The sequence below is a fragment of the Lyngbya sp. CCY1209 genome (assembly GCF_035615495.1).
Classification (GTDB): domain Bacteria; phylum Cyanobacteriota; class Cyanobacteriia; order Cyanobacteriales; family Microcoleaceae; genus Limnospira.
Genome location: NZ_JAJENU010000135.1, coordinates 1 through 12,370, shown reverse-complemented (window position 1 = coordinate 12,370; position 12,370 = coordinate 1). Strand labels below are relative to the sequence as shown.

Sequence of the window (12,370 nt, the reverse complement as noted above, 5' to 3'; positions counted from 1 at the left end):
CTCCCCCCTTATCTCCCCCCTTACAAAGGGGGGTTGGGGGGGATGGGGGCGGGGGGGGGATCGAAGGGGGATAATGGTGGATCATCCGAATCTCAAACGGCCCCGACCATTCCCGAAAAAAACTCGGGCCGGCAGTTTGCCGCAGTTGAAATATGTTGTGAACGTCGTTTAGATTGGTGATGGCTTTGGTGACACCGACGGTTTGAGACATGGCAAAATTGCGATCGCGTCCCGTTATTTTAGCGGCGATCGTCCGCTAGAATGTGGGTTCAGTTCATTCAGCCATCTATCGTGAGCCGAGATCTGTTCGCCGCCGAAGCCCTGGGGCAAATCCCCAAAATCCTGACGTTGCTCGATCGCAACCCCCACAGCCCCAGCTACGGCTGTTTCGATCGCAATTTTTGGCATTACAAAATTATCGATTTCCCCAGCGGCATGGCCCAGGAGTTCGTCTGGCCCCTCGCCCTCGCCCACGAAACCGACATTCCCGACAACCCCTACCACAAAAACCCGGCGATTCGGGAGTGGGTGGAAGCCGGGATTTCCTTCGCGGCCCGCAGTGCCCACCCGGACGGGTCCTGCGACGACTATTTCCCCTACGAACGGGCCGCCGGGGCGTCGGCCTTTTCCCTGTTAGCCTGCGTGGAGAGTTATCGCCTGCTGGGGTTGGTGGACTACGAGGCTTTGAAATTTTTGGAACGGCGGGCCAACTGGCTGGCGAACCACTACGAAAGCGGCCGGCTGGCCAACCACGAAGCGTTGATTATCCTCGGGTTGGAACGGCTGGGGCAACTGCTGCAAACCTCCAAATGGCGGCGGATACAGGCCGCCAGACTCGATCGCCTCCTGAGTTGGCAGAGTGAGGAGGGCTGGTTTCGGGAGTACGAGGGCTGCGATCCGGGCTATCATACTTTAACGCTGTCCTGTCTGGCCGAACTCGACCGCCTCAAACCCGACGATCGCCTCAAAACCGCGATCGCCAAGGGGGTGGAACTCGCCGGCCATTTTATCCACCCGGACGGGACCTATGGCGGCGAATACGGCAGTCGCAACACCTACAATTTCTTCCCCCACGGCTTTGAATTGGCGGGCCAGTGGCTCCCCGACGCCCTCCGCATCAACGACCAATTTTTAAAGGGGTTAAAAAACGGCCTGGCGCCCTGCTACGCCGACGACCACATCATCGGACATCATACCTGGAATTATCTGTTGGCTTGGCGGGATTTCGCGGGCGATCGGCCCCAACCGATGCCCCGGGACGTGGCGAGTATTTGGCTCAAGGAAGCGAAGATTTTGATCAAGCGGCGGCCGGGGACGGAACTGTACGTCGGGTTGAACAAAGGCGGCGTTTTCAAGTTATTTCGGGATGACAAATTGGTGATTTCCGACACCAACATTTCCCTGCAAGTTCGCCAGGGCAAGAAAATCCGCAACGCCGTCAGCCATTTGATCGGGCCGGCGACGGTGACGGTGGAACAGGACGAAATCTCCATCGAGGGGCAGTTGGGATGGGCGAAACAAACCCAGATGTCGCCCTTGAAGTTGATTGTATTGCGGGTGGTGATGTTGACGTTCGGCCGCTTTTTTCCCAATTTAATTCGCAAGTTATTGCAAAAGATGTTGATTGTCGGAAAGCAGGATGCCCCGTTTCAGTTTCGGCGGCGGTTCCGGTGGGAGGATAATCAGTGGCAGGTGACGGACGAGTTGTTGGCGCCTTCTTGGCGGGGGGTCATCGCGGCGGGAATCGGGGCGTCTCAGACGTCGATTTATGTGGTGATGAGTCGCACGTTTCAGGCGGGACAGTTGGAGCCCTGGCTGGATTTGACGGCGGATATTAAGAAGTTGACGCCGGGTAAGTCGTTGAGGGTCGAGCGGTTTTTTTAAGCCACGATACTGGCGCCCAAACCCCCAATTCTGGGGGCTTTGAGAGGAGAGGGGGAGATTTGAACCACAGAGGCACAGAGAACACGGAGGGGGTTTTGATCTGAGTTTGTATTGATCGATTATATCAGATGCGGTTTTCTAACCGGACAATCTTTCCAATCATCTGAATATGATTTGAGTAGGGGCGCAAGGCTTGCGCCCTTGGGAGTTGATTCCCAAGTGGTCTGGCGATTCAAACGGATTTGATGTTATAACGAATATCTTTTAAATCATGGTTTTCTGAGGCGGTGTAACCGTAATGAATTTTAATTGATATATTGTTCAATTTGATCCATTCCCAACTATCCGGCAACTCATAAGGAATCTCATCCGGCGTAATATCCGGCAACGGCTTCGACTTCTTAATCTTCCCTTCTTTAACCAAGCGTTTCTTTTCCGCCTCAATCTCCTTTAAAAGCTCCCTCGCCGGCTGTTCGGTGGGCTCTTGCGGTACGAGTTGCCCCCGCATTGCCAAAGACAAAATCAACTCCCGCAACCGTTCCACCCCATCCGGCGCCGCAAACGCCACATCAAAATACTTATCCAACAACACCGCAGCATCCACCATCGCAACCAGACCCTAACTTCATGCTAAAATTATCCTCAAACCATCATACCTCAATTTCCCCCTTTAATCCTATGGAAACCTCCAAAACCCCCATCGAATCCCCACCCCAATACCTCACCGATGCCGAAGGCAATAAAATAGCGGTTGTCCTACAACTGCAAACCTATCAGCAACTCCTCGACGAACTCGACGAACTCCGCTGCCAGCAAGGTTATCAACAGGCGATCGAGGAAACCGAAGCCGAAATCCAATCGGGAGATTACCTCACCCTCGATCAATATCTCAATCTTGATGAAAAAAAAGCATGACTTATCAGATTCGCATCCCCAAAGCGGTGCAAAAGCAACTGCAAAAAATTCCCGATCCTAACAAACAAAGGATCATTGAAAACCTGTTGCAGATGCGAGAAGATCCCCGGCTCGGCAATGCAATCAAAATGAAAAATAGCCAAGGCTACCGTTTGCGAATTGGAGACTATCGAATTTTGTACGACATTGATGATGCCAACCAAATCGTAACAATACGCCGTATTGCCCACCGTCGAGAGGTTTATCGCCAACCCTAATTTTCCAACGCCTCCATCAACTCCGATTTCAGGGCATCCTGTACCGCCTTCACCTCCTCGGAGATCGCCAAAAACTCCGCCATCAACTCCGCCGGATCGCCGTGATCCACCTCAACTTCGTGGGGATTCTTGCAATCCAAATTGTAATTTCGCTCCACAATTTCCCCCGCCGAAACTTTCCAGGCGTGCTCGTTCACCTCCCGGTTATTCCACCATTTCTTTTCGCGATCGAACTCTCGAATCGTCAGCGGTTTGGAACGGGAATAGGACTTGTAACCCTAGGGCGGATTGGTGAGGATTGCGTCCACCCGCTCCGACGGTTTATAATCCCTGAGCGGGCGGCTCAAGGTATTGTCGCGGCGGACATTCGTCGGCACGTCGATACCGTGCAACATCATGTTCGTCATCGCCAACAGATGGGGTAGGGGTTTTTTCTCAACTCCGCGTACCGTCGCCTCGATCGCCAGGCGATCGTCCGGCGTTTTCACCTGTTTGTTTAAATGCTCGATCGCACAGGTCAAAAAACCCCCCGTTCCGCAGGCCGGATCGAGCAAACTTTCCCCCAATTTTGGATCGAGAATATCGACAATAAACTGCGTCACGGCCCGGGGCGTGTAATATTCCCCCGCATTCCCCGCCGACTGCAAGTCCGCCAAAATCTTCTCGTAAATATCGTTAAATAAATGGCGATCTTCGGGGGACTGGTAGTCATCGAGGGTCAATTCCCACTCCTGTTCCTTATCGTCCAAAATCTTCAAAAACAGCAACCAAACCAACTGTCCGATCCGCTGGGCGTCGCCGTCCACGCCGACATCCTTCCCCATGATGTCCTGAATGCTTTTCACCAGAGTCGCGATCGCCATTTCACTCAAACCTCGAACTACCGCAACCCCATTTTACGACAAATTGACCCCGCCCCCTAACTCCCCATTTCTCCATCTTCCCAAGTCTGCCAGTCCAATCCCTCAATCCTTCCCAAATCGCGATCGCGGGAGACCACCGTCAACCCCTTCACCATCCCCGTCGCCGCAATTAAAATATCCTCATGCTAAAGAAATGATATTCGTGTCCAATAAATAACTCATGTATTCAAGATTTTCTTAGGTTCGTTGAATGGCTTCATCAAAAATGGCGAGTTGTTCCGGACTCAAATCGTCTAAAAAGCCCGAAAAAGCTTCGACTGACATGATACCGCTACAACGTTCCTTCAAATCATCATCCGCGATCGCTGCAAACTCTTCGGGACTCAACGTTTTTTGAATCACCCGAGTTAATTCTGTAATTACGTCTTGAGCGTTCAATTTCTCTCGAAACCAGTCTCGCTCCTCCATCAAAGCTGCAACGACGGGTTCGATTCTCGCAACGATATTTTTTGTATAAGTTTCAGTTGACAACATCAATTAATTCCTCCAAACCATTCTTTTTTATTATTTTAGCACGACCTCACCCTATTTTTCTCATGCTCCCAAGTATGTCATGATTATTTATCGATTCTCGATCGCCGCCATAAGTTCTTCAATATACTTCTGCAATAACGCCTCCAAAACCTTCCGCGCCGGTTCCCCGTACTTCGTGAAATAATCCCGTTTTTTCACTTCCCGCACCCGTTCCCGCCGCGTCAGCGGGGGGACATCCCAAACGATATGACAGATCAAATCGAAGGGATCGCAATCCCGCCCCACTTCTTTCGCCAATAAGTCGAAAAAGACCCCCACTTTTGCCAATTCTTCCACCACCGCCTGTTTCTTGTCCGCATCACTCCACCGCCGCAAAAAATAATCCAAAGAGGCCTACTCCTGATTGACCGCTTTGCGGGTATAATCCTTGAGGGATTCCGTCACCAATTTGCCGTCCGCGTCGTAATATTGAACCCGTTCCGAGGCGACTTTCACCTCAACGTCCGCCACCACATACCGCTTCACTTTGAACTCGTCCGACTGGCCCCAATCTCCCCAATCCTGTTTTTCTGCAAGGCGATCGCTCCGACTCGATTCGTCCCCTTCAGGATATTTTAAACCCTCCGTTTCCGCCTCCAAATTGTCCGGCGGCACGGGCGATTCGTCCCCCTGCGGTTCGTAAATCTGCACCGGATCGCCATCAAAATCCGGATCGGCGAACAATTCCGTCGCCTTTTTAAAGTCCATGATAGTAAAGAAAAACTTATCGAAATCTTCGTTAATTCGAGTTCCCCGGCCGATAATCAGCATTTCCGGCGAGGGCATCTCATCAAATTCGATTTCTTTTTCCAGGATGCCATCGGTGTTAATTTTATTGTGAAACAGGAGGCGATCGCCGTTGGAACTGAACGCGAAGGGTACTTGCAATAATTCGGCGTACCCCAGCGCCTGCTGCATCCCATCCCCCACCCCGATTTTCTACAAATCTAAAAACGCCGCGTCGTTCCCCTTTTCGCGCCGGATTTTTCCATCCTTCTCGAACCAACCGACCACCTGTTCCACCGTCAATTCTTCCACGGGAGTTTCCAATTCCTTGGAAATTTGATTCAGGGGTTTCATCGACGAGATCACCAGGCGGCTGAAAAATACCTCGAAACTCTCGTCGATTTCCAGTTGGTGGCGGATTTTTTCGTCCTGTTTGATCCACCCGATCACCTGTTCCGGGGTGATGTCGGCGATCGCGCAATTCTTCTCCTCGGCAATCTGTTGCAGGCAGCGGAGGGCGTAAATCGCGAGGCGGGTCGAAAATTTCTCTTTGGAAGACAACAGCGCTGCATCGACTTTGATCGCCTCCTCCGGCGTCAGAAATTCCATATTCGGTTCCATCGATTTCGCCTCAACATTTAACATTCCATTTGCGTAGAACAAGCTTCCAGCTTGTCGGCCTATTCAAAACACAGGCCAGATGCCCGTGCTACGGATTCGATCAATGACTCGTGATCAAATAGCCGCAGCGATGTTCGCCATTAACCAGCCAGTGCGTCCGTTCCACGGTACAATCGAACAGGACTGCCCCGAACATTTCCAGTTCGTGGCCGCAGACACTCGGAAAAGACTCGGCGACATTGGAGATGGCGCAGTTGTGTTCCGTCAGGATGTAGCGTTCTGCCGTGCCGGATTCGTCTTGGGCGTCCACCGCATACCACTCGGCCATATATCCTTCCGCTTTGCGAATTTCCACCAATTTTGCCACCCGATCGCGCACTGAACCTGTTCCCACCCGCTTGCGATACTCCATCGCCTTTCTCTGCCACTGTTTGTGCAGGATCTCGCTCACCTGTTCCGCTCCGACGGTTTCCGCCAGGGTGTCCAGGAAAGAAAGCGCAAATTCATCGTAACTGCTCGGAAAGCGATCGCGCCCCATACTCGTCAGCGTATAAATATGTTGGGGGCGTCCCATCCCCAACTGTACCGACTCGTAACCGATCAGTCCCTCCGCTTCCAGATCCTTGAGGTGGCGCCGGGTCGCCTGGGGGCTGATCGCCAGGGCCTCAGCCAGTTCGTGAGCCGTCGCCTGACCCCGCTTGAGGAGGTGCTTGAGAATGTCCTGCTTGGTGGAATGCTGCTGGGTCGTGGTCATCATCTTTACAAAAATTAAAATATTTTGACTTTGACAATACACTTGTTGCTAATGTAACTTAAAATAGACTTAAGTAACAAATCTGTTGTTTAAGTCCCCCATCCCCCGGCCCCCGATCTGCCGTCCTTTGAACCTCCGATCCCGGAACATCGGACTGACAACGAAACGAACACGAGAGAACACAAACTTAAACTTATGAGTGCTTCAGTCAAAACCCTAGTCAATCAACCCTACAAATACGGCTTCGTCACCGATATCGAGTCCGACACGATCGCACGCGGGCTCAGTGAAGAGGTCGTGCGGCTGATCTCGGCCAAAAAGAACGAGCCGGAATTCATGCTCAACTTCCGCCTCAGAGCCTACGAAAAATGGCTGAAGATGAGCGAGCCCACCTGGCCCCACGTCAACTATCCCCCCATCGACTACCAAAACATCATCTACTACTCCGCCCCCAAAGTCGAGAAGAAAAAGGGCAGTTTGGATGAAGTCGATCCCACCCTGCTGGATACGTTTGAAAAACTGGGCATCCCCCTCTCCGAACAGAAGCGGCTGGCTAACGTGGCCGTCGATGCCGTCTTCGACAGCGTGTCCATCGCCACCACCTTCAAAGAAAAACTCGCCGAAGAGGGGGTCATCTTCTGTTCCATCTCCGAAGCGGTGGAAGAGCACCCCGAACTGATCGAGAAATACCTCGGCAGCGTGGTTCCCGTGGGCGACAACTACTTCGCCGCCCTCAACTCCGCCGTGTTCAGCGACGGGTCCTTCGTCTACATTCCCAAAGGCGTCAAATGCCCGATGGATTTGTCTACCTATTTCCGAATCAATAACGGCGAGTCGGGGCAGTTTGAACGGACTTTAATTGTCGCCGAAGAAGGCAGTTCCGTCACCTATTTGGAAGGCTGCACCGCCCCGATGTTCGACACCAACCAACTGCACGCGGCGGTGGTGGAATTGGTGGCTTTAGACAATGCCGAAATTCAATATTCCACCGTCCAGAACTGGTTCGCGGGGGACGAAAACGGCAAGGGTGGCATTTACAACTTCGTCACCAAACGGGGACTCTGTAAAGGCATCAACTCCAAGATTTCCTGGACTCAGGTGGAGACGGGTTCAGCGATTACTTGGAAATATCCCAGTTGCGTTTTGGTCGGGGATAATTCCGTCGGGGAATTTTACTCCGTCGCCCTCACCAATAACAGCCAGCAGGCCGACACCGGGACGAAAATGGTCCACATCGGCAAAAACACCCGCAGCACGATTATTTCCAAGGGAATTTCGGCGGGGAAATCGGCCAACAGCTATCGCGGTTTGGTGAAAATGGGACCGAAAGCGGCGGGCGCCCGTAACTATTCCCAGTGTGATTCCATGCTGATCGGCGATCGCGCCCAGGCTAACACCTTCCCCTACATCCAGGCGGAAAATAGCACCGCCAAAGTGGAGCACGAAGCCTCGACTTCCAAAATTGGAGAAGATCAGCTATTCTACTTCACCCAGCGCGGCATTTCCGAGGAAGACGCCGTGTCCATGATTATCAGCGGTTTCTGTAAGGATGTGTTCAACAAACTGCCGATGGAATTCGCGGCGGAGGCGGACAAATTGCTGAGTCTGAAACTGGAGGGAACCGTTGGCTAAGGGGTTCCGGCGGATCGGATTTTTGCTGGGCGGTTTGGCAGTGGTCTGGCTATTGCGATTAACCGCCCCCGGCATCGCCCAAGAACCCCCGGATTTCTACCCCGGTTCCTGGCCCGATCGCAACGGCGACTATCCCATCCGCCAGCAGTATCACGGCACTTGGAAAGTCGTCGATCCAGACCCGAACGGGTTGAACTGTCGGGGGAATATTCCCCCTTTTCGTCGGAGTCGAGATATCGTCACCACCTTTCCCACGGGCACGTTAATCAACGCCGTGAAACGCGATCGGGGAGTCTTTGAAATTGGCGACAGTCCCCGGGGTGAACCGTGGCTGCGGGTGCAGTTATTTACCCCGGAAGATCTCGATCCCGCCTGCTGGGTGAGGGCGAACCGCCGTTATGTGATCCCCGTCCGGTGTGAAGAGTTGTAATCGTCTCCGCGTAGCACAGGCATCCTGCCTGTTTTCACAAGCTAGAAGCTTGTTCTACGAAGACTATCAAAAGTAACTGAGAGGTAAGTAATGCTCAAAGAAAATAGCGAAGTGATTCTGTCCGTCAAAAATTTGACGGCTACCGTCGATGGCAACCCGATTTTAAAAGGATTCAACCTGGAAATCAAAGCCGGGGAAATCCACGCGATCATGGGTCAAAATGGCTCCGGAAAAAGTACCTTTTCCAAACTTCTTGCTGGACATCCCGCCTATGAAGTGACGGGGGGCGAAATCAGCTTTTTGGGACAAAATATCCTAGAGATGGAAGCCGACGAACGGGCGTTAGCCGGACTGTTTTTGGCGTTCCAATATCCCATCGAAATTCCCGGCGTCAGCAATATGGATTTTCTGCGGGTGGCTTACAACGCCAAGCGGAAACATCAGGGATTGGAAGAATTGGACGTGTTTGACTTTGACGATCTGATCCACGAAAAGTTGGAGGTCGTCAAAATGAAGCCCGAATTTTTGGAAAGAAGCGTCAACCAGGGTTTCTCCGGCGGGGAGAAAAAGCGCAACGAAATTTTGCAGATGGCGTTGCTGGAACCCAAATTGGCAATTTTGGACGAAACCGATTCCGGCTTGGATATCGACGCTTTGAAAATTGTCGCCAACGGCGTAAATCAGTTGGCGAATGAAAATAATTCGATGTTGGTGATCACCCACTATCAGCGGTTGTTGAATTATATCGTCCCCGACTACGTTCACGTCATGGCCGACGGCCGGATTATCAAAACCGGCAGCAAGGATCTCGCCCTGGAATTGGAAGAACAGGGCTATGATGATGTAATTGCAGCGGCGACTGCGGGGGTGTAATTAATGGTTCAAGTTAAAGAAAAACCGGAAGTTTCCTATTTGAGTCGGCTACTCGATCGCGTCACGACTTCTCTCCCAGTTCCGGCGGCTTTTCCCCTGGAACGGGCGATCGCCGAACAGTTGCAGCAGGTGCGGGATAATGCGGCGAGTTGGGTGCGGGAATTGGCGATTCCCACCCGGCGGAATGAAGATTGGCGATTTACCGATCTGGCACCTTTATTAGAATTGCAATTCGAGGCAGCATCGGCGGTGGAACTGCCCATCGATGCGATCGCGCCTTTGCTGTTGGCGGAGGCGGAAGAAACGCGCCTGGTGTTCGTCAACGGCCACTTCGCCCCGGAACTTTCCGACCTGCAAAAACTGCCCACGGGGGTATTTGTCGGGACTCTGGGACAGCTATCGGAACCCTACCGCGATCGCCTGGGGGACTACATCGCCCAACAACCGGACAGCAAGGAAGTTTTCACCGCTTTGAATACCTCCTCCCTGGCCGATGCGGCGGTGGTTTGGGTCGCCAAAAATCAGGCGATCGAAACTCCCATCCACCTATTATTTATCTCCCTAAATGGAGAAACTTCCGTCACCAGTCAGCCCCGCGCTTTAGTGGTTGCCGAACCGAACAGCAAGGCGACGCTGGTGGAACATTACGCCACCGCCGACATTTTAGGCTGTTCCGATCGCCCCGCGAAAACCGCCTATTTCACCAACGCCGTCACCGAAATTTGGGTAGGCGAAAATGCGGAAATTAACCATACCCGAATGCAGCGGGATAATGGGTCGGCTTTCCACATCGGACGCAGCGCCATTTCCCAGGCCCGCAACAGTCGCTATACCTGCAATGCCATCAGTTTGGGGGCGAAACTCTCCCGCCACACCCTCGACGTTTACCAGACCGGAGAGGGCACGGAAACCCACCTGAACGGGTTGACGCTGATCGGCCGCGAACAGGTGTCGGACACCCACAGCGCGGTGTTTTTGAACCATCCCCACGGCGCGATCGACCAGTTGCACAAAACCATTATCGACGATCGCGCCCACGCCATTTTTAACGGTCGCATCGTCGTCCCCCAGATGGCACAAATGACCGACGCGGCTCAACTCAACCGCAATTTGTTGCTATCTCCGAAGGCGCGGGTGAATACCAAACCCCAGTTGGAAATTGTCGCCGATAACGTCAAATGCGCCCACGGCGCCACCGTCAGCCAACTGGAGGCGGACGAGATTTTTTACCTGCGGAGTCGGGGACTCGACGAAACCACCAGCCGTAACCTATTAATTGATGCTTTTGCAGCAGAAATTTTGGATCGGTTGCCGTTGGTTTCCCTGCGACACATCCTCGCCCGATGCGTGGCCTGTCGCACCGAAGAACACGAGTTCTAAATGGATGGCGCAACTCGTCGGGGTTGCGCCCCGCTTTCCCCTTTATGAAAACTGCACTAAACGTAAGGAATTAGAGGAAATGACACTGATTCAAGAAAGAACATTGGGCGAAAAGGTGCGGCGAGATTTCCCGATTTTGCACCAGGAAATCAACGAACATCCCCTGGTGTATCTGGATAACGCAGCCACATCTCAAAAACCCCGGGCGGTTTTGGATGCGATTCAAAACTATTACCAAAAATACAATTCCAACGTCCACCGGGGCATCCACACCTTGAGTGCCAAAGCGACGGACGAATACGAGGGGGCGCGACAAAAAGTCGTCCGGTTCGTCAACGCGGATTCTTATCAGGAAATCATCTACACCCGCAACGCCAGCGAAGCGATCAATTTGGTCGCCTATTCCTGGGGATTGGAACACCTGCAAGCCGGGGACGAAATCATCCTGACGGTGATGGAACACCACAGCAACTTGGTGCCCTGGCAGATGGTGGCGAAAAAGACGGGGGCTGTCATCAAATATGTGGGATTGACGGACTCCCAGGAATTCGATTTGGAACAGTTCAAATCCCTGATCTGCGATCGCACCAAGTTAGTTTCCGTCGTCCACGTTTCCAACGTTTTGGGCTGCATCAATCCCGTCGAAGAAATTACCGCGATCGCCCACGAACACGGCGCGAAAGTATTAATCGATGCCTGCCAAAGTTTACCACATATGCCGGTGGATGTCAAGGCGATCGGCTGCGATTGGCTGGTGGGTTCGGGACACAAAATGTGCGCCCCCACCGGCATCGGATTCCTGTACGGAAAGCGGGAAGTTTTGGAGTCGATGTCGCCATTTTTGGGCGGCGGCGAGATGATCGGCGAAGTGTCTTTGGAGGGGTTCACCTGCGGGGAACTGCCCCACAAATTTGAAGCCGGAACTCCGGCTATCGGAGAAGCGATCGCCCTCGGCGCGGCGGTGGATTATTTGATGGGAATCGGCATGGACAAAATCCACGCCTACGAAGCGGAACTCACCGCCTATTTGTTCGACAAATTAAAGGATATTCCCGAGGTGAAAATCTACGGCCCCAAACCCGATTCCGAGGGCGAAGGACGGGCGGGACTGGCGTCATTTTCCGCCGGAAATATCCACGCCAACGACCTCTCAACGATGCTGAACGATGCGGGTGTCGCCATCCGTTCCGGACACCACTGCACCCAACCGTTGCACCACTATTTGGACGTGAATTCAACGGCCCGGGCGAGTTGCTATTTCTACAATACCCGCGAGGATATCGATGCCTTCGCGGCAGCGTTGAAGGATGCGATCGCATTTTTCAAGCAGTTTGAATAAGTCATTTTGTAGGGGCGCAAGGCTTGCGCCCTTTTTGGGTACGAGCAACCGCTTGGGAATCAATTCCCAAGCTAATAGCTCAAATCATCTGAAGATGATTGGGGAGGTTTAGGAGGGGATAAC

16 protein-coding genes and 1 pseudogene are annotated in these 12,370 nt (G+C 52.9%); 8 read left to right on the top strand and 9 right to left on the bottom strand.

Annotated features, from left to right (window positions below; translation table 11 throughout):
* Positions 1–211, bottom strand: a pseudogene (locus LKE08_RS01325) (hypothetical protein); the annotation flags it as partial.
* A gap of 80 nt (positions 212–291) precedes the next feature.
* On the opposite strand from LKE08_RS01325, the gene LKE08_RS01320 reads away from it, so the two are divergent.
* Positions 292–1,884, top strand: a complete 1,593-nt coding sequence (locus LKE08_RS01320) for a hypothetical protein (RefSeq protein WP_324702389.1) — start codon at positions 292–294, stop codon at positions 1,882–1,884.
* A gap of 232 nt (positions 1,885–2,116) precedes the next feature.
* Here LKE08_RS01320 and LKE08_RS01315 read toward each other — a convergent pair whose 3' ends face one another.
* Complete coding sequence (locus LKE08_RS01315) at positions 2,117–2,491, bottom strand: hypothetical protein (protein ID WP_324702388.1); 375 nt, start codon at positions 2,489–2,491, stop codon at positions 2,117–2,119.
* Positions 2,492–2,562: 71 nt separating this feature from the next.
* Here LKE08_RS01315 and LKE08_RS01310 point away from each other — a divergent pair, with 71 nt between their 5' ends.
* Both LKE08_RS01310 and LKE08_RS01305 read left to right on the top strand, forming a co-directional pair.
* Positions 2,563–2,799 carry a hypothetical protein gene (locus LKE08_RS01310; RefSeq protein ID WP_324702387.1) on the top strand — a complete coding sequence of 79 codons (237 nt, stop codon included), beginning with the start codon at positions 2,563–2,565 and terminating at the stop codon, positions 2,797–2,799.
* The gene (locus LKE08_RS01305; RefSeq protein WP_324702386.1) at positions 2,796–3,056 is read left to right on the top strand and encodes a type II toxin-antitoxin system RelE/ParE family toxin; all 261 of its coding nucleotides are present in this window, start codon (positions 2,796–2,798) and stop codon (positions 3,054–3,056) included. The genes LKE08_RS01310 and LKE08_RS01305 overlap by 4 nt, the downstream gene beginning before the upstream one ends.
* Here LKE08_RS01305 and LKE08_RS01300 read toward each other — a convergent pair.
* The 7 genes from LKE08_RS01300 to sufR form a co-directional block, all read right to left on the bottom strand.
* A complete protein-coding gene (locus tag LKE08_RS01300; protein WP_324702385.1) occupies positions 3,053–3,253 on the bottom strand; it encodes a hypothetical protein in 201 nt (66 codons plus the stop codon). The two genes, LKE08_RS01305 and LKE08_RS01300, sit on opposite strands and share 4 nt — an antisense overlap.
* Positions 3,254–3,334: 81 nt before the next feature.
* Positions 3,335–3,919 (bottom strand): N-6 DNA methylase, encoded by a 585-nt coding sequence (locus LKE08_RS01295; RefSeq protein WP_324702384.1) that lies wholly within the window; start codon positions 3,917–3,919, stop codon positions 3,335–3,337.
* Positions 3,920–4,156: 237 nt separating this feature from the next.
* On the bottom strand, positions 4,157–4,453 hold the full coding sequence (locus LKE08_RS01290; RefSeq protein ID WP_324702383.1) for a hypothetical protein: 297 nt from the start codon (positions 4,451–4,453) through the stop codon (positions 4,157–4,159).
* Between the two features lie 87 nt (positions 4,454–4,540).
* Positions 4,541–4,840, bottom strand: coding sequence for a type I restriction-modification enzyme R subunit C-terminal domain-containing protein (locus LKE08_RS01285; RefSeq protein ID WP_324702382.1), 300 nt, complete (start codon positions 4,838–4,840; stop codon positions 4,541–4,543).
* 6 nt (positions 4,841–4,846) lie between these two features.
* On the bottom strand, positions 4,847–5,410 hold the full coding sequence (locus LKE08_RS01280) for a hypothetical protein (protein ID WP_324702381.1): 564 nt from the start codon (positions 5,408–5,410) through the stop codon (positions 4,847–4,849).
* A gap of 21 nt (positions 5,411–5,431) precedes the next feature.
* Positions 5,432–5,839: a hypothetical protein gene (locus LKE08_RS01275; protein ID WP_324702380.1), complete on the bottom strand. Its 408-nt coding sequence runs from the start codon at positions 5,837–5,839 to the stop codon at positions 5,432–5,434.
* A gap of 100 nt (positions 5,840–5,939) precedes the next feature.
* Positions 5,940–6,596, bottom strand: a complete 657-nt coding sequence (sufR, locus tag LKE08_RS01270; RefSeq protein ID WP_324702379.1) for an iron-sulfur cluster biosynthesis transcriptional regulator SufR — start codon at positions 6,594–6,596, stop codon at positions 5,940–5,942.
* 192 nt (positions 6,597–6,788) lie between these two features.
* Here sufR and sufB point away from each other — a divergent pair, with 192 nt between their 5' ends.
* The 5 genes from sufB (at position 6,789) to LKE08_RS01245 (ending at position 12,247) form a co-directional block, all read left to right on the top strand.
* Complete coding sequence (sufB, locus tag LKE08_RS01265) at positions 6,789–8,225, top strand: Fe-S cluster assembly protein SufB (RefSeq protein ID WP_324702378.1); 1,437 nt, start codon at positions 6,789–6,791, stop codon at positions 8,223–8,225.
* Positions 8,218–8,655 (top strand): hypothetical protein, encoded by a 438-nt coding sequence (locus LKE08_RS01260; protein ID WP_324702377.1) that lies wholly within the window; start codon positions 8,218–8,220, stop codon positions 8,653–8,655. Before sufB ends, LKE08_RS01260 begins: the two co-directional genes overlap by 8 nt.
* Positions 8,656–8,745: 90 nt before the next feature.
* Positions 8,746–9,528, top strand: coding sequence for a Fe-S cluster assembly ATPase SufC (sufC, locus tag LKE08_RS01255; protein WP_324702376.1), 783 nt, complete (start codon positions 8,746–8,748; stop codon positions 9,526–9,528).
* A 3-nt stretch (positions 9,529–9,531) separates the two neighbouring features.
* Positions 9,532–10,908 carry a Fe-S cluster assembly protein SufD gene (gene sufD, locus LKE08_RS01250; RefSeq protein WP_324702375.1) on the top strand — a complete coding sequence of 459 codons (1,377 nt, stop codon included), beginning with the start codon at positions 9,532–9,534 and terminating at the stop codon, positions 10,906–10,908.
* Between the two features lie 79 nt (positions 10,909–10,987).
* Positions 10,988–12,247 carry a SufS family cysteine desulfurase gene (locus LKE08_RS01245; protein WP_324702374.1) on the top strand — a complete coding sequence of 420 codons (1,260 nt, stop codon included), beginning with the start codon at positions 10,988–10,990 and terminating at the stop codon, positions 12,245–12,247.
* Positions 12,248–12,370 lie beyond the last annotated feature (123 nt).